Here is a 22838-nt window from a genome sequence, read left to right on the forward strand (position 1 = left end):
TATAGATAAGGCATGGCCGAAGCTACCGAACGAATCGGCGGGCCGGGCACGTTTCCGCTGCAACTCTTGCTTTCGACTTTTCTTGCCTTGACGAAACATTCTCTTTTACGTCTGCTTCTTGTTGCCGCCGCGTTTGGGCTGGGCGTTATCGGGATGGTTGCGTGTTCTTCCGAGCGCAAATCCTTTACAGGCCGCGCTTACGAAAATGTGGTAGCCCGCGACAATGGGTATTTCCTGGCCCGCGAAAAGTTACGGGCAGTAGAAGAGATTTTATATAAAGGCCGCGTGAATGACTACAACCGCATTCTGCCGCTTTTCCCAACCCTAGACGATGCCTCGGTAGCCAAAGTCACCGCTGATCTTGACGACATCATCAAGAAAGCTTCCATTCCGATTCAGCACCGCCCCGGTAGTGACTGGACCGACGACAGCTACATCGTGATTGGGAAGGCCCGCTATTATAAAAAAGAGTACGAAGACGCGATCAAAACCTTCAAGTATGTAAATACCACCAGCCAAGATGCCAACGCTAAACACCAGGCGTTGATCTGGTTGATGCGAAGCTTTATTGCTACCAAAGAATACGAAAGTGCCGGCGCTGTTTCAGATATCCTTGATAGAGAGCAAGGTACGGAGCAAAACGCCCGAGAGTTGTTTCTCACACGCGCCGAATATTATCTGGTTACCGGCGATCAGAAACTAGCCATCGATAATCTCAACAAGGCCATTCCTTATATAGAGCCCAAAAACGAGCAGTCGCGTACGCGCTACATCTTGGCGCAGCTCTATCAAGCCAACGGCCAGGATAAAGAAGCGTATGCCGAGCTGAACAAGATCCTAAAGCGCAATCCGCCCTACGAGCTGGATTTCTTTTCGAAACTCATGTTGGGCCAGGTTTCCGACCTAAACACGACGGATCGGGCGCGGTTGAATAAGTACTTCGCGAAGCTGCTGAAGGACACCAAGAACAAGGAATACCGCGACAAGATCTACTACGAGATGGCGCGGCTGGACTACCGCCAGCAGCGCTACGACGACGCGTTGGCCTTACTCCAAAAATCGGCGCGCACCCAGAGCCCCAATCGTGCGCAAAAGGCCTACACTTACTTGTTAGCCGGCAAGATTTACTACGAGAACCTGCAAAAATACCGTCTGGCGGCTGCTTACTACGACAGCACAGTACAGAACATGCCTCGCGAATCTCCTGATTATGTGGCTATTGCGGAACGAGCTGCTATTCTAAAGGACTTTGCCAATCAGATCGGGGTTGTGGAAACGCAGGATAGCTTGCAACTGCTAGCCAAGCTGGATACTGCGGCCCTTCGGGCGCGGCTGACCCACTATGCGCAAGCCGAGCTGGATGCTCGCCAGGCAGCCGAAGCAAAGCTGGCCGCGCAGCAAGAGCGTGCCCAACGGCAGCAATCGTCGCTATCATCGGCGGCCGCTACCAGTGCTTTGCAATCTGGCAATGCTGCCATCGACCCAACGGCTTTTGCCAATGCCAGCACTGGAGCTCAGTGGTATTTTGATAACCCCACGGCACTCACCACTGCCCGCGCTGATTTTATCAGGCGTTGGGGCGACCGCCAATTGCAGGACAACTGGCGCGTAACCAGCCAAGCAAGTGGTTCGCCAGTTACCAACCGAGGTGGCAATGTGCCCGTTTCGGTTGCTGGTGCTGGCACTACCAATGTCAATACGCCGGCGAGCGGTGCGGCACCTGCCGCCGCGACTCCGGCCATGCAGCTTCAGACGCTGGTGGCGCAGTATCGGCAGAATATCCCGCTCACGGCGCCCCAGCTTCAGGCATCTAATAAGCAGGTAGAAGAGGCCTCGTACGCTTTGGGCGGCATCTATAGCCAGCAATTGCGCGAGCCAGTGCGGGCAATCGAAACCTACGAAGGCCTGATTGCGCGCTTCCCGCAGAGTAGCCATTCGGCAGAGGTGTTTTATAGCCTTTATCTGCTGTATAAAGAGCAGAACGAGCCGGCGAAAGCGGAGGTGTACGCGCAACGTTTGCGTCAGGCTTATCCCAATTCCTCGTATGCGCGCTTGGTCGCCGATCCGGAGTATTTACGCCGTACGTCGCTGGCCAACGCCAAGGTATCCGCGATGCTCGACTCGGCTTTTGCGTTTTACAAAAAGCAAGAGTTCACCAAGTCGTCGGCTGTGCTGGCCCGCACACGCAAGCAATATCCGGAGAACGACCTCACAGACCGGGTGGCTTTCCTGAATGCCCTTCTTACCATTCGTACCCAGCCCCCAAGTACGGCCAAGGCTGCTGTGGCGAAGTTTTACAAAGACTTCCCGGAAAGTCCATTGGCCAATCAGGCGGCTACGTTGATGGAAACGTATAAGAAATACGACCAAGGCCAGATTTTCGGCGCTCTGGCTTCCAACGACAAGCCGGTCGTGTCGGTGTTCAAGCCAGGTGAGGTTGACACCCGAATGCGGACACTATATGCCAAACCGGTACTTGATCCGGCTCCTGTAGCCCCAACTAAGCCTGCGCCGGTCACACCGCCGGCCCCAGCTCCAGTTACCAAACCCACCGGCACGGCGCCAGCATCGCTCCCTGCGGTTCCGGCTCCCACTTCAACGACTACCAAACCAACTACGGATTCGGCTGGGGTAGCCAAAACCACATCCCCTGCGGCCCCCACCGTCGATCCGGCGAAAGCAGCTCGGATGGCCGCCGCACAAGCTCGAGCCCGCGGCAAGAAAACGCCAGCACCAACCAAAGGGACTACCGCAGCGCCACCGTCCACTGATACTGCTCAGCCCACTTCGCCAGTGGCAACGACCCCGGTTATTACCCCGCCGGCACCCAACAAGGCACCTTCCAACTCCACAACGCCGGCCCCTACTTCTGCTCCCAATACTGCTCCGGTAGTGACTAGTCCGGCGCCCACCAAACCGGCTACTCCTTACAAGACCGATTTAGCCGCGGCGCACGTTGTAGTACTGGCCTTCCCCAAAGGCGCCGCGCCGCTCGCCGACCTGCCGACCCAGCTTAGTGCTTACAACAACCGCTATTTCAAAGCCAGTAACCTGCAAGTCCAGCAGCAACCCCTGGGCGATGCCTTCGAACTGGTGGTGGTACAGTCCTTGCCCAGTGCGAAAGTAGCTCAGAGTTACGCTCTTAAATTGCGAGGCCCGCAGTCGCCGCTCAACCGACTGCGCGGCGCGGGTTACCAAACCCTTGTAATCGGTATTGATAATCTGCCGCTGTTGCTCCAGAGCAAGGATTTAGAAGAATATCAGCGCTTCTACCAACAAACTTACACGAAGTGAATGACGAAGTAGGATTCCGAAATAAGGATTGATAATTTATTGATTGTCAAATGAATACGTATAATCTATTCAAATACGCCCTATTTCCTACCTTATGATTCAGCATTCATAATTTCATGCATAATGGCTTACCCTGCCACCAAACCCAAGACTCCTTCCCGAAAACCCCAACGCAGCGGTCGTTTTGCTGCCATCACCCGCACGATGTGGGTGCTATTTGGGGGCGGACTGGTAGCGTTTGTCTTTTACATTCTGGCGGTTAGCGTCAATTTTCTAAACCTGTTTGGGCGTATGCCCAACCTCAAGACGCTCGAAAACCCAAAGAGCGAGTTGGCTTCGGAAATTTATTCGGCCGATGGAGTTTTAATGGGCAAATATTTCCGCGAGAACCGGACGCCGGTCGGTTATAAAGACTTGCCTCAGAACCTCATCGATGCTCTTGTGGCGACGGAAGATGCTCGCTTCGAGGAGCATTCCGGCATCGACCCCAAAGCCATGGGCCGCGTTGCGACGGGCTTGCTTACGGGCGGCAGTGGTGGTGGCGGCTCTACCCTCACGCAGCAAGTAGCAAAGGTCTTGTTTCGCACCCGCGCCGACTTGAACGACGGGCTCCTCAACCACGTGCCAGGTCTGCGCATGCTGGTTATCAAAACCAAAGAATGGATTATGGCCGTGCGGTTGGAGCGCAACTACACCAAGCGCGAGATCATTGCTATGTATCTCAATATCAATGACTTCGGCTCCAACGCTTTTGGTATTAACGTAGCCGCCAAAACCTTCTTCAACAAGTCGCCCAAGCAGCTGAACCTTGAAGAGTCGGCGACTTTGGTGGGCGTGCTGAATGCGCCGTCGCGCTTTAGCCCCGTTACGAATCCAGAGCGCTCGAAAAACCGCCGCAATTGGGTGCTGAGCCAGATGAACAAGTATGGCTACATCGATCAGCGCACGTACGAACAGGCAGTTGCCAAGCCCATTGTGCTGCACTACAGCGTCGAGAACGCTAACAAAGGCATTGCGCCGTATTTCCGCACCGAGGTGAGCAAATCGTTGCTGCAATGGGCCAAAGAAACCGACCACGATCTTTATGCCGACGGCCTGAAAATCTATACCACGATTGATTCGCGGATGCAGAAGTACGCCGAAGCTGCCATTGCCGAGCACATGCAGTTGCAGCAGAAATGGTTTATGCAACACTGGAAAGGCCAGTTGCCGTGGCGCGACGAAACCGGCCGGGTCATCCCAAACTTTCTCCAGACATCTATCAGAAGGACAGAGCGTTACAAATCACTCTTCAATCGCTTTGATGGCAATAAAGACTCTATCAACTACTACCTGAACAAGAAGTACAAGATGCAGGTGTTCTCGTGGCAGGGCGAGAAGGAAATGATGATGTCGCCGATGGATTCGCTGGCCTATTACAAGCGCTACCTGCATGCGGGCTTTATGGCTATGAACCCCATCAATGGTCAAATCAAGGCGTGGGTGGGCGGTACTAATTTTAAGTATTTCAAATACGACCACGTAAAGCAAGGCAAACGCCAACCGGGCTCTACTTTCAAACCCATCGTCTATACGGCTGCCATCGACCAAGGCTACTCGCCGTGCTACCAACGCCCCGATGTGGCTACTACTTTCCCGGCGGTAGCAGGTCGCGCACCTTATACGCCCAAAAACTTCGAAGGCGGCTTTTCCGGTCGGAGCTTCACGCTACGCCAGGCCCTGGCCCGCTCGATGAATTCCATTACGGCATGGCTGGTGCAAAAGCTTGGTCCTGAGACAGTTGTAAGCTATGCCAAACGCCTGGGTATCACCTCGCCCATTGAGGCCGTTCCGGCGGTAGGGTTTGGCTCGAGTGATGTAAGCATTCTGGAGCTTTGTGGCGCATACAGCACCTTCGTCAACAAAGGCGTCTGGACCGCCCCAATGATGGTGACGAGCATCGCGGACAAAAACGACAACGTGCTGCGTGAGTTTGTGCCGCAAACCCGGGAAGCGCTGAGTGAAGAAACGGCTTACATCATGACTTATATGTTGCAGGCCTCGACTACCGAGCCCGGCGGCACCTCCGTAATTCTAAAAACAGGCTTCAAGTTTCCCTATGAGATGGGCGGCAAAACGGGTACCACGTCCAACTACTCCGATGCCTGGTTTATGGGCATCACGCCCGACCTAGTGTGTGGCATGTGGGTAGGGGGCGAAGATCGTAGCATTCACTTCCGCACGGGTGCATACGGGCAAGGTGCTCGCTTGGCGCTGCCGATTTATGGCCTGTTTATGCGCAAGGTCTACGCCGATAAGACCATCGGCATCAATACTAACCCGTTCCCCAAGCCGCAGCAACCGCTCAGCATCGAGATCGATTGCTCAAAATACTACGGCGGGCAACGTGATACGATTCCCTACGATCAGAAGCTTAACCAAACGGACCTAAATGATCTGAACAATCAGGATATTTAAGCGCTTTTTGGTGCAAATTAGTGGTGGCAGGTGTTCTTCACCTGCCACTTTTTTGTTGCTATCTACGCAGAAGGGGGCGAACCGTGCCCCTATGCGATCCGCTACTGCTTACCTCCGCGGGAACCCTGTCCTACGCCGTTTTAGTTAGTTTTATATGGCTGCCAACGATTACTTACAAGAACAAATTCGCCAGTTGCCGCATCGGCCCGGCATTTACAAATACTTCGATGATGAAGGCATCATCTACGTTGGCAAGGCCATCGACCTGCGCAAACGGGTCAGCAGCTACTTCACTAAGCAGGACCATAACAAGAAAACCCAACAGCTGGTCAAGAATATCAAGCGCATCGAGTTCACGATTGTGGACAGCGAATCGGATGCTTTTTTGCTTGAAAATAACCTGATTAAGCAACACCAACCCAAATACAACATCCTGCTGAAGGACGGCAAAACTTATCCGTACCTGCTGCTCACCAACGAGCGTTTTCCGCGTCTGATCCCGACTCGCAACAAGCGCCCCGGCGACGGCCGTTATTACGGTCCTTATGCCAACCTAACGGCTATGAACGTGCTGTTGGAGCTCATCCGGGCTCTATACCCGCTGCGAACTTGTACGTTCAACCTATCGCCGGAAAACGTGGCAGCAGGCAAGTTTAAAGTGTGCCTAGAGTACCACCTCGGCAATTGCAAAGGCCCTTGCGAAGCCAAGGAAGACGAAGCTACTTACAACCAATACATTGCCCAGATCAGGCAGATTCTGAACGGCGATTTGCGTTTGCCCAAACAATATTTCCGCGAGCGTATGACCCAAGCCGCTCAGGATCAGCAATATGAACTGGCGCATCAATTCAAGCAAAAGCTGGATAAGCTAGACGACTTTCAGGCCAAGAGCACGATTGTCAACGCAAGTCTCACCAACATCGACGTGTTCAGCATTGCTTCAAATGAGAAGAATGCCTTCATCAACTACCTCAAAGTGATGAATGGCTCCATTATCCTGACGCAATCGCTGGAAGTTCAGAAGAAGCTCGACGAAACCGACGATGAAATATTGGCGCCTTTGGTGATGCAAATGCGCGAGGAATTTGAGAGTCAGTCGAAAGAAATCCTGACCAATGTGTCGCTGCCCGACCTCCCACTGCCAGGAGTTTCAGTAACGCAACCGCAGATCGGTGACAAGCGCAAGCTCTTGGAACTCAGCATCAAGAACGTGATGTACCTGCGCAAGGAGAAGGAAAGCATGAATGATCGTTCCAAGGACCTCAACGAGGTACGGATTATGGAAACGATCAAAAAGGACTTGCGCCTGACGGAGCTACCCAAGCACATTGAATGTTTCGACAACTCCAATTTCCAAGGTGATAATCCGGTGGCGGCAATGGTATGCTTCCGCAATGCTAAGCCCAGCAAAAAGGATTATCGCCACTATCACATCAAAACGGTAGTCGGTCCTAACGACTTCGACTCGATGTATGAAGTGGTAACTCGCCGCTACCGTCGTCTCGTCGACGAAGGAGCCTCCCTGCCTCAGCTCGTCATCGTGGACGGCGGCAAAGGCCAGTTGAGCATGGCCGTAAAGGCGCTCAAAGACCTCAATTTGTGGGGTCAGATCCCAGTCATTGGCATTGCCAAGCGGTTAGAGGAAATCTATGTTCCCAACGATCCGCTGCCGCTTTACATCGATAAAAAGAGCGAATCGCTACGCCTGTTTCAGCGCATGCGCGACGAAGTGCACCGTTTTGGCATCACTTTCCACCGCAGCCGTCGCGATGCGGCTACCCTCAAAACGGAGCTTACAGAAGTCAAAGGCCTAGGCCCTGCTACCGCTGACAAGTTATTGAGCAAGTTTAAGTCGGTAAAGAAAATACGAGAGCTAAGCGAAGCCGAACTAACTGCTGAAGTCGGGAAAGCCAAAGCACGTATTCTGTTGAATTACTTTCAGGAGCAGCCTGCTGAATCTTAAAAACCCTTGATATATAAATCATTGATAACAAAGAATTTACAACAAAAAAGCCCTTCCTGTTTAGGAAGGGCTTTTTTGTTGTAAATTCTCAGAAACTAGAAGCTCCAAAGATTGTATTCGTATTCGATCAGATCAGCGGCGGCTTGCTGCGAGGCCAAAATGCCTTGTTGCTGACTACCGTAGATTTCATCGAGACGGGAATCGTTCGGGTTCGAAATCTTCACTATGTAAGAGTTGAACAACCACAGTTCGAAAGCATCAGCCAGGTTCTTGTGCTGGGCGTCGTTCTGGGGATTAAACCAGATCGCTTTGTCCGGATTGTTACGGAACACGCGGACCAAATCGCTGTACTTAAACGTACCGATAGGCTTCTCAATGCCTGATGTGTTTGAAGCCAGCGTCGAAGGCAACAGCAACGTAATGGTTTTGATATCGTGATACATCCGCGACCGTTTCTTGTCGAAGATCATATCTTCTTTCAATTCCATCTGGTATACATCTTTAGGACGCACCTCATAGCTCGGTGGTACCACCGGCTTAGGTGGTGCTGCCTTGGCAACAGCCTTACCTTTAGCGCCCTTCGCACCTTTTGCAGTGCTCTTTTTCGGAGCACCCCAGCCATCGTCGTTGCCCCATCCGCCACCGGGGTTAGCATCGGCTTCGGTAAAACCAGCTGCTTTTTCCTCTTCGCTTAGGCCTGCAGAAGCTTCGGCAATAGACATATTGCTGGAAACCTCAGTGGGCGTATAAGTAGAAGTCAGCGAGTCGTTTTTATAAGCCTGTAGCTCACCGCGCTTAACCGCATCTAAGATTACTCGGCTTATTTCCTTGCCTTCCGAGAACATGGGCTTGTTCTGCTTTTCACGCAGATCAATTGCGCGCCATATCGTTTTGCGGAACATAATGTCCGAATTCGGAATCGGCCGATACGAGCCGTTGCTGCTCGCGGTGGTAGCTTGCTCCTGAGCCGAAGCTGCCACCGACAGCGTCAAACCAGCCGCGAGTGCGGCGAAGGAAAGAAATTTGTTCATACCGTTGGTAATCAAAAAGCCTCGCGGTTAGTTCGATTCTTATAACGCTTAGAGCAGCGGAATATTGAGTTGCTTAGAAACGTTAACCGTTTCCGTGTTGCCTTGGAAGTTCATGCGCTGAACTTCTTTCACATCTACGAACAGACGGTCGCCTTCACGGGCAGAATTCACAACATCAGTCAGGTTTGCATCCGGACCGCTGATAGTACGAGCGGGCATTGCTGGGCGCTTGCCACGCACGAGCGTGATTTCGTAACGTGTAACGCGGTAACGCGCATCTTCAGGCAAGAAGGTAGCAAAGCCAGCATCCGGAATGGCACGCAAAGACATGTTGCGTACAGCTGTGATAGGCGTACCCTGCTTCTCATTGGCTTCCCGGCCGCCCACGATGCACTTAATGTCTGGCTTAGGAATCGGACGCACCTGAAAGGTTTGTGAACCGATAGCGTTACCACCGCTGCTTACGTTCAGCGTTACTTCCCGACCATTCGGTACCAGAGTTACTTCACCCGTCTTTGATCCCGGAATTACTGAAGCACCCGAAGCTGAGAAACCAGGCTTGTATTGTGCCCCCAGAGCAGGTACTTGCACACTGAGCTTGTTACCACACTTGAAGTACAGGGCCTGTACCGACGCAGATTGAATCTGCATAACAGGTTTAGTCACTGTATAAGGTACGTTCACCTTGAAGGTGGTATCACGGCCGTTCTGCTTGAAGCGAATCGTACCAGTCCACTGCTTTTTAGCGTTACCAGCAGCGTCGAAACCACCAGGAGTAGCGGTGAACTCAATTTTACCATGACCGTCAGGGCCGACCTGTAATGGGCTGCCATTCAAAGTCATGCTAGGACGCAGGTTTGAAGCTGAGGCTGTTAGAAACAATTCTGCTTTGTACTTCGTACCAGCAGCAACCGTGTTAGACTCAGCACTGGCGAAAGCACCTACTTTGTCAAATACGATGATGTTGCCACCTACTTTGCGTGACTGCTCAGCCAGCGCATCAGATTCGTACTTCAGTACTTCAGCTTCCTTCTGTGACAATACAGCCAGCGCCGCTACTAAAGGGGTGTTTTCGAAGTTTAACTCGGCGAAATTTTTGCTGCGCTGAGATTGCTCCGTTACCATTGGATCTTCTTTAGCATCCAATGCAAGCGCAGGAGCGTTGGGCACGTACTGTTTGATGTAAGCAGAGTACTTATTCAACTCGTCCTTCATCTTATAGGCCTCGCCATTGCGGCTTGGTCCCAGCATCGTGATCGCCACCTTATCTTCGGCGCTCATGTTTTTGTATTCGCTCTTGTTCTTGTTTTCAGTAGCAGTCAAGAGCTTTTCCCGTACCTCGCTCATGTAAGCAAGCATTTGCTTGGTACGCTCCCGAATTTCTTCGCTCTGCTTGAGGACATTGACGTCGGCGGCTTGGTTACGGTTCTTTTCGACTTGCGCCTGAATCCCTTTTACCGTCCCCTCGTTGGCCGTCGAAACCTTATTGTTGATGCTCGACAAGCTGTCGTCCAAAAACTTGAACTTGAGCAATATTGCTGAATTCACCTGTAGGGCTAGAAGAGCAGTCAGTACCAAGTACATCATGCCAATCATCTTCTGCCGTGGAGTCTCTTTTGCTCCCGCCATCGTGTTCTTTCCTAATCTATAACTGTGTGGGACAGAAACGTCTCTCTCGTCAAACTAAGCTCTATAATAGCTTAGCTAGTAGCACGCATTGCGTTTAGCATGTTGCCGTACACGCGGTTCAACGAATTCAGGTTCGAAGTGAGGCTTGTTACCTCCTGCTTGAACTGATCGGTTTCTTTGCCTGCTTCGGTCAGGTTTTCCATGGCTTGGCTCAAAGTGCCATAGAATTTGTTCATGGATTTGAGGTGCGTGTTAGCATCCTGCAGCTCCATCTCATACACTGCATTCAGCGCGCCCAAATTTTTGGTTACGTTCTGCACTTGCAGGTGATACGCTTTGGCATCGGCCGTTGCTTCCGACATGGCGCTCATAGCCTGAGCCGTGTTAGCATATGCTTCGTTGATACGCTCTAGCGATTGAGCAGCAGAACGCACTTTCGTAGTATACTCGTCAGTAGCGTTGGTAGCATCACCTAACCCAGCAAGTTGCTGGGTTGTCGTGCTCAAACGGTTCAGTCCTTGGCCAAGTGAAGCAATAGCCTCAGGCGTTACGTTTGCATCCTTAAGCATGTCGTCCAGCTTGCGGGTCAGGCCTTGGCTATTGTTGCTGGTAGAGAAACTATTGCTGTTGGTCGACGGGTCGTAGCCTTCGCTCAGTTCTGGATAAACCAATGACCAATCTGGCTCTTTCGACTGAGGTTGAAACGCACTCAAAAAGAAGATGATAGCTTCTGTGCCTAGACCAGCGATAATCGCTACGTCAGCGAAGGGCCAGTGTTCAATTTTAAATAATGCTCCAATGATTACAACTGCTGCACCGATACCGTATACTTTGGGCATCAATACATCAAAGAGGAAGCTACCGCCTTTTGCTGCCATTTTAATTTGGGATTGTAAAGAGTTTGTTTGAGTAATTAGAGAACGTGAGTTGATGATCCGAAAAGGACTTAGTTCAGTCGATTGTTAGAACCCATGCCAATTTGAATCATGGCCGTGCGGAACCCGATATAAGAACGGGCCGAATCTTGGTACTCGAAGTTGCGGGTACCGGTCTCAAGGAAGTAAGCAATATCTTTCCACGAACCACCACGAACTACTTTGCGGGGTTCGTTATCGTCTGGGTTAGTTGGGTTCATGTCCCATACTACCGGCACAGAAGCTTCCATATAAGCGTCGTCGCACCACTCTGACACGTTGCCAGACATATCGTACAGGCCGAAGTCATTCGGGAAGAAAGCCCCGACTGGCGAAGTATAAGCGTAGCCATCGGAAGCATAGTCGCCACGGCCAGGTTTGAAGTTAGCCAGCATGCAGCCCTTCGAGTTGCGCAAATAAGGGCCGCCCCAAGGGTAAGTAGCTAAGTCACGACCACCACGAGCGGCGTATTCCCATTCTGCTTCGGAAGGCAAGCGGAAGTTTGGAGTAGGAGCAAGACCAGCTTCAGCGTTGGCTGCGTTCTTGTTCTTAGTGCGCCAGTTGCAGAAATATTTTGCTGCGAACCAGTCCACACCAACTACTGGGTAATCATCAAACGCTGGGTGAGTATAGTAGTACTCCATCAGCGGGTCACCCATATGATAAGTAAAGTCCCGTACCCAGACGGTCGTGTCAGGATAGAGTTCCGTCATCACATATTCTTCGCCCAACACGTCAATCGAATCCTGACGGATAGCGTTCATGAACTGCCGATACTCATTGTTGGTAATCTCGGTCTCATCCATGTAGAAGCCGGCAATGGTTACCTGCTTATTCATGTTGACCATTGAAGCAGAAATATCTTGGTCGGTCTGTCCCATATGGAAAGTACCTCCTGGGCAAGGGACCATACCAAAGGGCACTTCCTGCGGATTGAACTCGGGGCGATCCTCCGCTCCGACCAGGTCACCCTGCGGTCCTTTACCAAAACCACAGCCCCCCAGAAACAGCGCAGTCAAGGCTACGAGAGGCAAAACGAGAAACTTGTTCATGTTAGGAAAAAAAAGACGGTTCAGGCGGCGATACCAGAAGATTACAATTTTTCGAGTCTGCAAATCTAACGAAAGTTATGTTCGTGCACAAGCATTTCGCCCAACGCTTTGCGATTGTCTACCAACACCTTCAATTATCCGCTAAACGATAACTCACAGCAAGTTATTACATATTGCTTACAAAGCTATTAACAGCTGTCTGTAAAGCAATTATTAAGCTTATTTAAACTCTTATATCAAAAACTATAGCGAGGAGTATGGACAGCTGGGCGAGTAGTTAGGGATGGTTTTGGGAAGCGATATGAGATCATAATCTCATGCGAACTCAGAGCACGTGCATCTTGATTAAATGCAATTACATCAAAGGCATATCCCAAACGCACAGCGTTGTCTTTGAACAGACTTAAGCCCACCAAGCCCGTGAATGATTCATCGTAACGGTACCCAACGCCAGCCCAATACTTGTCATCAAGAGTGGCTCGAACACCGGCCTCGTACGAATTGTTCTTGAAAGTAAACTTATTGCTGTCGCCGAATTTACCTGGCAATACTATCTTCATCAATACTGTGGGGGTAACCACAACGGAAGAAGAAGCTTCAATATTATAGCCCGCTGTGAGATAGGCGTGGTTCTCATTTAAGAATTTAGCAGTCCCCCCCCCTCCTATGACATTACCTAAACTATCTCTGCTATCATATCTGTATTTAGAGCGTAATAAGTTGTTCACGCTCAGACCAGCATAGAATTTTTCAGATTCATACCAAGCCCCAGCGCCTACGTCGACTTTGTGATCAGACCCATTGCTTGGTACGCTAGGATCATTCGCATCTATTGCTCGATATACACCTTGCCCCACATAACTCAAATCGCCTTGAATGCCTAGGCCTAATTTACCTTCCCCTATCTTAAAGTGCTTAGAATAAGACACTTGCGCGTTAGTGATTTTTAGCTGGGCTATCTGATCGCGAAAAACATGAAACCCTATTCCTCCACCTAATGCTCGCACAGGCATGGACCCTGTTAGCATAATGGTTTTGGGCGATCCCCCGTCGTCGAAGGAGGCGGAGTAATTCAGATATTGAATACGTCCGAAAGAAGAGATTTCAGCCTGCCCCTTAATGCCTGCATAAGCAGGATTTAGGTACATTCCATTGAATCCGTAATGGCTAAACTGAGGCTGTTGTTGCGCGAAGGCGGTGCCAGTTGCTGTGGTGAGCAAAGCAGCGGCAAGTATAATTCCCTTCATAGAGCGACGGCTTTAGAATGCGATACGGACGGCAGAAAATAGAGTTGATATTCTCAAATGTAAAGAAAAAACTCTGCGAAAAATTCCCGCTAAAGCCGGATTTAACGCGTTTATTCCTTCTTTACTACCGCGCCTTAAGCACTCTGCTTGCCGCTCTTATTTTTTTCTTTGCCGGCATCACTTCCGTGATGATACCGTATGTAGGCTTCGATTGCTCCGGTCATGGAAGGAGCGTTAGGTTGCGGAGCTTCAATGTCCAGCTCTAGCCCGGCATCCAACACAGCCTTAGCAGTAGTAGGGCCAAACGCTGCAATTCGCGTGCCGTCTTGTTCGAAATCAGGGAAGTTGATGAATAAGGAGCTAATTCCGGAAGGGCTGAAAAAAGCAATGCAGTCGTACTTCACGTCCGAGAGGTCGGAGAGGTCACTGGCGACCGTACGATAGATAACAGCTTCCGTAAACTTGAAATTATTCGCCCGCATAAACTCCGGGATATCGTCTTTGCGGATATCTGAGCACGGATACAGAAACTTCTCGCCCTTGTGCTTCTTGATCACATCGAAAAGATCAGCCGCAGTACGTTGCCCCACAAATAGCTTCCGCTTGCGCAACACAATGTACTTCTGCAGGTAATTAGCAGTTTGCTCAGAGATGCAGAAATATTTCATCTCGGCTGGCATTTCCAACTTAGCCTCCTGACAGATACGAAAGAAGTGGTCGACGGCATTACGGCTGGTAAAGATGACCGCCGTATGGTCGAGGATGTTTACCTTCTCTTTGCGGAAATCCTTATAAGAAACCGGATCGACCTGGATAAACTCACGAAAATCTACTTTGATGCCGTATTTCTCGGCAATGGCAAAGTAAGGAGAAACGTCGCCCGTCGGCTTAGGCTGGGTGACAAGAATGCTGGAGATGCGCTTGGCGTGTCGGCCCGTCCCCGGTTTGTCTTTGCTCTCGGCCATAAGGTATGAAAAAGGGTAAATCTAGTGCAATAGGGAGCTTCGCGGAAAGCACCAGCGGGCAGCCGGCGCCAATATTCAAAAGGTAAAAACGATAAGCTTTAGCAGAATGATCAACGGGATGACTTCTGTGGCGCAAAGGTAAGAAAACAAATGCAGATTTAGCAGTGATGTCCTACGGTGCAGAGTGCGTGCAATTCGCACTACTGTTCCCACCAACATCAAGGAAACCACTCCGTTGGATACCCACAATACGGTTTCGGGCAACGTCTGATTTAGCCCTAAGTACAGCAGCATTACAAACGGCAGGAATAGTCCCATAAACAGAATGGTGCGCACAAACTCCCGGTACTGCACCATAACTAAGGGCGTAACATCAAAAATGTAACCCATGAGCTCCAAAAACAGATATTTGCCCAGCACGAAGCCCGCTACCAATCCCGCATATAGAAACACCCGAAGAACGATGGCGGATTCCGGCACATCAAAAAGGCGCCGTAAGATTACGATGCTCTGAATATTGGTATGAATGGCCACCAACAACAGCGCAAACGAGAGCGAAAAAACCAGCATCAACAGCAGATTAAGCCAAGTAACCGTCGGCTTAATGAGGAATTCTTGGTCTTTTGAGGTCTTACTCCACAGCCCCTCAAACTGGTAGATACGAGCAAACCCTGGCTGATACGTAGCACGAATGCCCCCGTAAAGCAGGCCGATCAGCAGCAAGAAGCATAGAAATACGTTTTGACCCTGATGCCCTCTCGGTCGGGGCTGCGCTACCAAAGGGTGGGATGCAGCTTTGCCCACGTGAATGACAGGCGAGGGCACAAAATTCGTGAAAGAAGCTAAGTTAGGACTTACTTCCGGATGCCATACGCAGAGTAGGTGGGGGCCTGGCGGAGCGGTAGCGGGTACCAGCTTTGCCAAATCAAGTTTGTAGGAGGCCGGGGCTTTGGCGGTAAACACCAACCGATTATCCAGAAAAATGCTGAAGTCCTTGCGCGCCGCGAAGGTTATCAACAGCGGCCGATCGGGCCGGATGCTGATCCACTGGTAGTAGGTATGAGCCGGCGTGTGGTAGTCGGGCAGATATAAAATCAACCGATTATGAACGGCATCATGAATGAGCCACTCGGAAGATAGTCCGGCTTTGGGCGCGGGAGGCAGAGGGCGATATTCGGCCGCCTGCAAAGCAAGTGGCAACAGTGCTATCCAAAGGCACAATGCCCAAAAGCGCCGGCTTTTTAACTGAACTGCCCGTTTCACGCCGCAATAAGTTAGGACGCTACTCGCTGTTGAGCGCTACGGCTGTGATAGACACCAAGGAAAACGCTCAGCAGCAATGAAAATAAAACTAACACAATGATTAACAAGGTGTTACCTATATAAGAGAAGTTAATCACAAACAGAATTACCACCAGATTGAGCAAGGCCAACAGCATCACGGTGCTGATCTGCTGAAAGCCCATTGCTAAGATGCGGTGATGGATGTGGTTTTTGTCGGGAGAGAAAGGCGAGCGGCCAGCCATCATGCGAACTATGAACACCCGCAACGTATCGAACAGCGGCACGAACAAAATGCCGGCGGCCACCGAAGGAGCAGAAGAAGCAAAGGGACTATCGGCCCGCAGGCCCATCTCCACAAACTGGATGGTCAGGATGGAAACGATGAAACCACATACCAGCGAACCGGTATCGCCCATGAAGATATTGGCCCTATGAAAGTTATAGCGCAAAAACCCCAATATGCCGCCAATCAGACACACGGATACATACACGTAATTGCCATAGCCAGCGCCCCCATATCGGGCAAAGTAAAAGCCGTAAGTACTGGCGATAATCAGGACAATGGTGCCCGCTAAGCCGTCGAGGCCGTCGATCAGGTTGATCGCGTTGGTGATGCCCACAATAGCCAGAAAGGTGACGGCATAGCTGATTCCAACCGGCAGCTCATGAATCCCCAGAATACCCTGAAAACTGGTGATGCGGATGTCGGCCATAATCATGACCACACCGGTCGCCAGCAGTTGGCCCACAAACTTCTTCATCACCGAAATCGTGACGAGGTCATCCTTCAGGCCAACGAAGAAAAGCACAATACAGCCCGCTAACAGCTGCTGAATGCCGTTACTGAGATCGGCGAAGATGGTGAGAGCCGACATGAAGCCTGCAAACACTGCCACGCCCCCCAAGCGGGGCGTCAAAGATTCATGCACTGTACGCACGTTGGGCGTATCGAGCATGTTTTTCAAATGAGCAATGTAAATGATAGATGGCACTGCAAAGAGTGCCACTAAAAATGCCCAAAGGAAGGACAAGCCCAACGGTATAGCGTATGCATTCATCACGTGGGGACAAAATTACACAAATAGCGGTGGAAGTCGCCTTCGAGTTTCGGCAGATTTCCTCAGCTATGCAAAACCCCCTCCCGATTGAGCAGCCCAATGTGAATTAGGTTGGCTGGCACAATGGAATCGGGCACGAAAATGAATTTCTTATCAAAGATTTGAGGGCCGCGGTAGTAGCTCACCCAATACTGGTTGTTGAGGTGAAAAAGGTCGGGGTCGATGGGCTCGACGGGAATGGCGCTCTGCGGTTCGACTTCCAGAATAACGTGGCGCAACGTGGAGGTGCGTACTACTTCGCCGTCGTCTTTGGTGCCGTAGCCATTGGAGCTGATGATGACGTTGCGCAAGGGATAGCTGTTGTGGTTGAGCAGGTACACCTGCCAGCCCGGTTTGCCTTCTTCCGTAGCCGCTGCTTCGTCGGGTACCACAGCCACGGACACCCCTTCTACTGGGTCAAAAGTGATATCTTCTTTCATGCGTTACATAGTACAAAACTCCGCGCCCAGTAGTTCGGCCAGATGCGGTAGCAGGCGCTCCTGCACTTCTTCCACCGAAACGGCGTGACCCAGCTCCTGCTGGAGCGAAGTCACAGCTTTGTCGGTGATGCCGCAGGGCACAATGTGGCCGAAATACGTGAGGTCGGTATTAAGGTTGAGGGCAAACCCGTGCATGGTCACCCAACGGCTGCACTTCACCCCCATGGCGCAAATCTTACGGGGGTTAGGCGCACCCTCTGCAAAGTCGAGCCACACGCCCGTAAGCCCGGCAATACGCCCCGCCGAAAGGCCATAATTAGCTAATAATCTGATAATTGCCTCTTCCAACACCCGCAAATAGCGGTGAATATCAGTAAAGAAATTGTCGAGGTCCAGGATAGGATATCCTACCAGTTGGCCCGGCCCGTGGTAGGTAATGTCGCCGCCGCGGTTGATGCGGTGAAACGTGGCGCCGTGCTGCGCAAGCTGCGCTTCGTCGAGCAGCAAGTGCTCAGGCTTGCCGCTCTTACCCAAGGTATACACGTGCGGATGCTGGCACAGCAGTAAGTAGTTGTCCGTCAAGAGCTTAGCCGAGCCCGTTTCTTCGGCTTGCCGATTCTGCGCTTTGATGGCCAGTGTTTTAGCCAATAGTTCTTCCTGGTACGCCCAAGTCGGTTCGTACGCAACCAAACCTAGCCGCTGCACCAGCACCCGCCGATTTTGCCCGGCCGTAGCCGGTGGCGTTGGAGCTACAGTTAAGGCAGGAAACGTTGCTACTGAAGCAGGACTAGCGCAGGTGTTAGGCAGTAAATCCATCAGAATAAAATTCAGATAATCAAATGGTTAGCTACACAGAAATCGGTGAGCCGTTACGCATAGCAGCCAAGCACAAGCGTAGGGCGTGATGGCGGTAGCCAACCGAATCTTTGAGGGTGAAAAGACGCAGGCGGTACCGAGCGCCGAGTGGTTTCCAAACGCCTCAGAAGACTATCAAATGTACTAGATTTGGGGCCGCTCCCCAATCCCTGAGCTTTCCGCTATGCCTTCGCCAGCCCACCAATTTGGCCATGCCGGCGAAACGGCGGCCGCCCAGCATTTCTTGGCGCAGGGCTTCGAAATAGTCCACCGAAACTATCGCTACCGCCGCGCCGAGGTCGATTTGATCGTGCGTCGCGATCGCTCCCTGTTAGTTTTTGTGGAGGTAAAAGCGCGCTCGTCGGTGCAGTTCGGGTTTCCCGAAGAATTCGTGACCGAACGCAAACGCCAGCTGTTCCGCTTGGCCGCGGAGCACTACCAAGAAGAAATCAACTGGCAGGGCGATATCCGCTTTGATATTCTGGCCGTTACGCCCGCCGCCGATGGATTACGCCTTGAGCATTTTGAAGACGCTTTTTATTAGCTATATTATAAGTTTTTGACTATCAAGTACTTATAACAATCATTATTTGCCTGCCGGTTGATCTGCCGTGGAGGGGCGCTTGTCGAGCTTTCCCTTCTGGTAAACCGGCTTGAAGTCCCGGCTATACTCCTCGATCAATTCGGGCTCCAGTACTTCGGGATCGTAGCCAGATTCGCCGTATTGATACACGTAGTGCGGCCGGTTGCGCGTGCGGAAGCCCCAATACTTGGTCCACTCGCCTACCCGCTTGCCGTTTTCAAACTGGCCCTTCCAGTCGAGCTCGCCGTTTTCGAGGTAGCGCGCATAATCGCCTTCCAGCTTGCCATTGATGTAGGGCACGACCTCCTTTATGTGCTTATGTTCGGTGTCGTAGTAGGTAATGTTGGCGTCGCGCGGAAAGCCCATTTCGTAGTGGGTTTTGCTGAGCAGAATGTTGTCGGGAGTATATTTTTCCCAACGCAAATGTTTGGTTCCGAAGGCGTAAAAGCCTTTTTCTACCACCTTGCCGCCTTGCCGTTTGGTATAAGGCCCGTGCAACACTTTGTCGGTCGCCGGATTCAGTTCGGTAGTAGCCGGCGAAATGCGGCGTTTCCGCGGGTTGAAGTAATACCGGGCCGGCGCGTAGGGGTTGGGCTGCTGAAACGTGCGCAGGTAATAAAACACCTCCACGACTTGGTTGCGCCCCTTACCCCCCGATTTTACATAGCCTTTCTTGATGCGTTCGCCCAAGAAAATATTCTTTTTGCGCTTGGGCTTGCGCTGAGCCGCTTTCTCCTTGGCCTGCGCTATCCGTGCTTGCTCTTTGGTTACGTTGGTGCGCTTGGCCACCAAACCGGTCGTGTCGCGGTTGCTGGTCAGCGAGTCGTTGCTGAGTGCGGCTATGCCAAACTGATCGGGTTTGCTGTTGAAAGAAACTGTCTTCTTAGAACAGCTTCCCAACCACACAGCCACAAACGCAAGCAGAAAAAAAGGCAGACGAAACGAATGCATCGGGAGGTACACAAACAGGGGTTGTAGCAACGAACGTAAAGATAAACCGATTTGGTGCCCAAGGCGAGCCTGTATCATGTGGCTACAGAATGGCTACGTCAAAAAACAACAAAACCTGCCGACTCGTGAGCCAACAGGTTTTGTACTACTTAAAACTACGTATACTATTTAAGACTAACCAGCTGCTTATTCGGCGGCCAGCAAATCAGCGCTGCGCTTTACAAACGCGGTCAGGGCCTCGCCTTTCAGCATATTTTGCGCGAGCAACGCCAAATCGAAGGCTTGGCGGGCAAGTTTCTGGCCGGCTTCGTCTTCGGCGTTCAGCACGCGTTGGGCTACCGGATGGTTGGCGTTCACGCTTACTGTGTAGGTGTCGGGCATCGAGCCGAACATGGCCATGCCACCGCCACCGCCCACTCGCTGCATATCCTTCATGCGGCGCATAAATTCGGGCAGCGTAATGACAACCGGCGCATCCTGCGGAGAAAGCGCATCAACCTGCACGTGCATGTGCTCGTTGTTGATGGACTTGGTGAACAGTTCCTGCAAACGCGTTTTGTCGTCGTCGCTGAGCACGCTTTCGGTGGTTTCTTCCTTCTCGATGAGCTTGCCTACTGTATCAGCATCCACGCGCTTGAAGGTCGTTTTCTCCAGCTTTTGCTCCAGCTGCCCAATAAAGTGCGGATCGAGTACGGCATCGAGTTTCAGCACGTCGTAGCCGCGGTCGGTGGCGGCTACCACAAACGAGTGTTGTGCCTCCGGATCGGTGCTGTACAGGATCACCGTCTGGTCGTTTTTGTCCTTCTGGTTGGCTTGTACATGCTCTTGGTACTCATTGAGAGTGAAGTACTTACCAGCAGTGTTTTGCAGCAGGACGAAGTCCTTGGCTTTGTCGTAAAACTTCTCGTCCGAGAGCATGCCGTATTTCACAAACAGCCCAATGTCACCCCACTTCTCCTCGTAGCCGGCCCGGTCTTTCTTAAACAGCTCGTTGAGCTTGTCCGCGACCTTCTTGGTGATGTAAGTGTTGATTTTCTTAACGCTTGAGTCGGCTTGCAGAAACGAGCGCGACACGTTCAGCGGAATATCGGGCGAGTCGATGACGCCGTGCAGCAGCATCAGGAACTCGGGCACCACGTCTTTCACCTCGTCGGTGATGAATACTTGGCGCGAATACAGCTGAATCTTGTTGCGCTGGAACTGCATCTCGTCTTTCACCTTCGGGAAATATAGAATGCCCGTCAGGTTGAAAGGATAATCGACGTTGAGGTGAATCCAGAACAGCGGCGGCTCCGAAAACGGATACAGCTCCTGGTAGAATTTGGTGTAGTCCTCGTCGGTCAGCTCAGCGGGCTGCTTGGTCCAGATGGGCTGCGTCTGGTTAATAACTTTCCCCTCAAACTCGATCTCGATGGGCAGGAACTTGCAGTATTTGGTCAGGATGGTCCGCAGCCGCGCCTCTTCCAGAAACTCGTCCGAATCGGCGGCTACGTGCAATACCACGTCGGTGCCGCGCTCAGCTTTCTCGGCATCTTCCAGCGTAAACTCCGTGCTGCCGTCGCAGGTCCAGTGCGCGGCCGTTGTGCCTTCGCGGTACGATTGCGACCAGATTTCGACCTGCTCGGCCACCATAAAGGCCGAGTAGAAGCCCAAACCGAACTGCCCGATTATCTGATCTTTAGCAGCGGCATCTTTGTCTTTGTACTTCTCAACAAACTCAGTAGCGCCGGAAAACGCAATCTGGTTGATGTATTTTTTGATCTCCTCGCCCGTCATGCCCAAGCCACGGTCGGAAATCGTGATTTTGCGAGCTTCTTTGTCTACGGTTACCCGCACCTTCAATTCGCCCAAGTCGCCCTTGAACTCACCGAGCTGCGCGAGGCTTTTGAGCTTCTGGGTGGCGTCCACGGCGTTGGACACGAGTTCCCGCAGAAAGATCTCGTGATCGGAGTAGAGAAACTTCTTGATGATGGGGAAGATGTTCTCGGTGTGAATCGAGATGCTACCTGTCTCTTGCATAGCGCCTTAGTAAATGAGTCTTGAAATGTAAAAACGGACAGAATCGCCGGCTCAACGGCCGCAACTCCGTGAAGCCGCCGGTTTCAAAACCTGTTCCACGCTTGCTGCGGCTGTCAGTTTGGCAGCACCCCAACGGCGTCCCCGCGAAGTCAGTTTGCGCAACAAAAAAGGCGACCACTTACGGCCGCCCTTTTCTATATCCGACACAAATAATTGATTATAAACCTGTTATAGCACTATACAAATAACTCTTCCGAAGCTCGGGCCGAGGCAGCTTTGGAGTCGGACCGCAAGGCGGCCACAATACGGCGGAGAACGAAGGCATAGAGGGTTTTCATGGCTTTCCGAGGTCAGTGGAAGTTACGGCACAAACTAACGCACCAACTATTACCCCAGAATTACGGACGCATTATCATTGGGTAAAAGCGTCGCGCAACCTTGGCGGCCCTGATTAGTCCTTAGAGGCAGCGGCAAAAGCGTACCTTTGTGCCGGCGTCATTTTCCTGTTCATGCAAGCCCTCCGCTCCCATCTGGCTCTTTTGCTGCTGCTCTGCTTCGTGCGAGTGTTGCTGCCAGATACCTGGGTTCTGGCCTTGCACTGGCACCGGCACACCACCGAGGAGCCGGCCCAAAACGCCCGCCGCCACTCCTCGAAAGGCAAGGCCCTCCTGACGGCCAAGCACCAACACTGCGGCACCAATCACTTTTACAATGCAGCTTTCCAGGCGGCTCCGCCCCTGGAGCTTCGCTTTTTTGCCCAGTACGCGCCGCTCGCACCGATCACGGCCAAATCGGTATGGCTGACTACGGCCGCTTCCGCCTCGTATCTGCGCGGTCCGCCGGCCCGGTCATAACCGCTTGGCAATTAAAACTTTACTGCTTCATAGTAACTGTTTCCCGCCGCTCAACCCACACATAACGGGCCCGACAAGAGGAAAGAATTAGTTATCACCTCTCCGATCTTTTCTGAGCTGCCGGGGTACGCTTTCTCGTGACAGAAGCGCGGGGCACTCAAGCTGAAGCGACGCCGACAGAACGGCAAGACATTTGTTATGAG

17 protein-coding genes are annotated in these 22838 nt (G+C 51.8%); 5 read left to right on the forward strand and 12 right to left on the reverse strand.

Going from position 1 to position 22838, the window contains the following annotated elements; genetic code table 11:
- Positions 1-12: 12 nt before the first annotated feature.
- From H9I52_RS17380 to uvrC, 3 genes are all read left to right on the forward strand, one after another.
- A complete protein-coding gene (locus H9I52_RS17380) occupies positions 13-3294 on the forward strand; it encodes a tetratricopeptide repeat protein (RefSeq protein WP_187454920.1) in 3282 nt (1093 codons plus the stop codon).
- A 204-nt stretch (positions 3295-3498) separates the two neighbouring features.
- Entirely contained in the window at positions 3499-5751 is a 2253-nt protein-coding gene (locus tag H9I52_RS17385; protein ID WP_187455280.1) for a transglycosylase domain-containing protein, read from the forward strand.
- Between the two features lie 154 nt (positions 5752-5905).
- A complete protein-coding gene (uvrC, locus tag H9I52_RS17390; protein ID WP_187454921.1) occupies positions 5906-7714 on the forward strand; it encodes an excinuclease ABC subunit UvrC in 1809 nt (602 codons plus the stop codon).
- A 95-nt stretch (positions 7715-7809) separates the two neighbouring features.
- On the opposite strand, the gene gldN is transcribed toward uvrC, so the two are convergent.
- From gldN to lipB, 10 genes are all read right to left on the reverse strand, one after another.
- Positions 7810-8745, reverse strand: a complete 936-nt coding sequence (gene gldN, locus H9I52_RS17395) for a gliding motility protein GldN (protein ID WP_187454922.1) — start codon at positions 8743-8745, stop codon at positions 7810-7812.
- A gap of 48 nt (positions 8746-8793) precedes the next feature.
- Positions 8794-10374, reverse strand: coding sequence for a gliding motility protein GldM (gene gldM / locus H9I52_RS17400; RefSeq protein WP_139514984.1), 1581 nt, complete (start codon positions 10372-10374; stop codon positions 8794-8796).
- Positions 10375-10445: 71 nt separating this feature from the next.
- Positions 10446-11252 (reverse strand): gliding motility protein GldL, encoded by an 807-nt coding sequence (gene gldL / locus H9I52_RS17405; protein ID WP_139514985.1) that lies wholly within the window; start codon positions 11250-11252, stop codon positions 10446-10448.
- Between the two features lie 68 nt (positions 11253-11320).
- A complete protein-coding gene (locus tag H9I52_RS17410; RefSeq protein WP_139514986.1) occupies positions 11321-12340 on the reverse strand; it encodes an SUMF1/EgtB/PvdO family nonheme iron enzyme in 1020 nt (339 codons plus the stop codon).
- A gap of 236 nt (positions 12341-12576) precedes the next feature.
- Positions 12577-13587 carry a PorP/SprF family type IX secretion system membrane protein gene (locus H9I52_RS17415; RefSeq protein ID WP_187454923.1) on the reverse strand — a complete coding sequence of 337 codons (1011 nt, stop codon included), beginning with the start codon at positions 13585-13587 and terminating at the stop codon, positions 12577-12579.
- Positions 13588-13721: 134 nt separating this feature from the next.
- On the reverse strand, positions 13722-14552 hold the full coding sequence (locus H9I52_RS17420) for a uroporphyrinogen-III synthase (protein ID WP_139514988.1): 831 nt from the start codon (positions 14550-14552) through the stop codon (positions 13722-13724).
- A 75-nt stretch (positions 14553-14627) separates the two neighbouring features.
- On the reverse strand, positions 14628-15752 hold the full coding sequence (locus H9I52_RS17425) for a DUF4271 domain-containing protein (RefSeq protein WP_222940553.1): 1125 nt from the start codon (positions 15750-15752) through the stop codon (positions 14628-14630).
- A 74-nt stretch (positions 15753-15826) separates the two neighbouring features.
- Positions 15827-16792, reverse strand: a complete 966-nt coding sequence (locus tag H9I52_RS17430) for an MraY family glycosyltransferase (RefSeq protein ID WP_230471370.1) — start codon at positions 16790-16792, stop codon at positions 15827-15829.
- Positions 16793-16956: 164 nt separating this feature from the next.
- Positions 16957-17373: a hypothetical protein gene (locus H9I52_RS17435; protein ID WP_139514991.1), complete on the reverse strand. Its 417-nt coding sequence runs from the start codon at positions 17371-17373 to the stop codon at positions 16957-16959.
- 3 nt (positions 17374-17376) lie between these two features.
- Complete coding sequence (gene lipB / locus H9I52_RS17440) at positions 17377-18189, reverse strand: lipoyl(octanoyl) transferase LipB (RefSeq protein ID WP_187454925.1); 813 nt, start codon at positions 18187-18189, stop codon at positions 17377-17379.
- 223 nt (positions 18190-18412) lie between these two features.
- On the opposite strand from lipB, the gene H9I52_RS17445 reads away from it, so the two are divergent.
- Positions 18413-18772 carry a YraN family protein gene (locus H9I52_RS17445; protein WP_187454926.1) on the forward strand — a complete coding sequence of 120 codons (360 nt, stop codon included), beginning with the start codon at positions 18413-18415 and terminating at the stop codon, positions 18770-18772.
- 42 nt (positions 18773-18814) lie between these two features.
- On the opposite strand, the gene H9I52_RS17450 is transcribed toward H9I52_RS17445, so the two are convergent.
- Entirely contained in the window at positions 18815-19792 is a 978-nt protein-coding gene (locus H9I52_RS17450; RefSeq protein ID WP_187454927.1) for a toxin-antitoxin system YwqK family antitoxin, read from the reverse strand.
- A 156-nt stretch (positions 19793-19948) separates the two neighbouring features.
- On the reverse strand, positions 19949-21781 hold the full coding sequence (gene htpG / locus H9I52_RS17455; protein ID WP_187454928.1) for a molecular chaperone HtpG: 1833 nt from the start codon (positions 21779-21781) through the stop codon (positions 19949-19951).
- 509 nt (positions 21782-22290) lie between these two features.
- Between htpG and H9I52_RS17460 the strand changes: the two genes are divergently transcribed.
- Positions 22291-22635, forward strand: coding sequence for a hypothetical protein (locus H9I52_RS17460; protein ID WP_187454929.1), 345 nt, complete (start codon positions 22291-22293; stop codon positions 22633-22635).
- Positions 22636-22838 lie beyond the last annotated feature (203 nt).

The organism is Hymenobacter sp. BT491, from assembly GCF_014349165.1.
GTDB classification, from domain to species: Bacteria; Bacteroidota; Bacteroidia; order Cytophagales; family Hymenobacteraceae; genus Hymenobacter; species Hymenobacter jejuensis.

Coding starts and splice junctions, on each gene's coding strand:
- htpG (WP_187454928.1), bottom strand. CDS start 21,781: ATGCAAGAGACAGGTAGCATCTCGATTCACACCGAGAACATCTTCCCC.
- H9I52_RS17460 (WP_187454929.1), top strand. CDS start 22,291: ATGCAAGCCCTCCGCTCCCATCTGGCTCTTTTGCTGCTGCTCTGCTTC.
- gldM (WP_139514984.1), bottom strand. CDS start 10,374: ATGGCGGGAGCAAAAGAGACTCCACGGCAGAAGATGATTGGCATGATG.
- H9I52_RS17420 (WP_139514988.1), bottom strand. CDS start 14,552: ATGGCCGAGAGCAAAGACAAACCGGGGACGGGCCGACACGCCAAGCGC.
- gldL (WP_139514985.1), bottom strand. CDS start 11,252: ATGGCAGCAAAAGGCGGTAGCTTCCTCTTTGATGTATTGATGCCCAAA.
- uvrC (WP_187454921.1), top strand. CDS start 5,906: ATGGCTGCCAACGATTACTTACAAGAACAAATTCGCCAGTTGCCGCAT.
- H9I52_RS17445 (WP_187454926.1), top strand. CDS start 18,413: ATGCCTTCGCCAGCCCACCAATTTGGCCATGCCGGCGAAACGGCGGCC.
- H9I52_RS17410 (WP_139514986.1), bottom strand. CDS start 12,340: ATGAACAAGTTTCTCGTTTTGCCTCTCGTAGCCTTGACTGCGCTGTTT.
- H9I52_RS17430 (WP_230471370.1), bottom strand. CDS start 16,792: ATGCTCGATACGCCCAACGTGCGTACAGTGCATGAATCTTTGACGCCC.
- H9I52_RS17435 (WP_139514991.1), bottom strand. CDS start 17,373: ATGAAAGAAGATATCACTTTTGACCCAGTAGAAGGGGTGTCCGTGGCT.
- H9I52_RS17385 (WP_187455280.1), top strand. CDS start 3,499: ATGTGGGTGCTATTTGGGGGCGGACTGGTAGCGTTTGTCTTTTACATT.
- lipB (WP_187454925.1), bottom strand. CDS start 18,189: ATGGATTTACTGCCTAACACCTGCGCTAGTCCTGCTTCAGTAGCAACG.
- gldN (WP_187454922.1), bottom strand. CDS start 8,745: ATGAACAAATTTCTTTCCTTCGCCGCACTCGCGGCTGGTTTGACGCTG.
- H9I52_RS17380 (WP_187454920.1), top strand. CDS start 13: ATGGCCGAAGCTACCGAACGAATCGGCGGGCCGGGCACGTTTCCGCTG.
- H9I52_RS17415 (WP_187454923.1), bottom strand. CDS start 13,587: ATGAAGGGAATTATACTTGCCGCTGCTTTGCTCACCACAGCAACTGGC.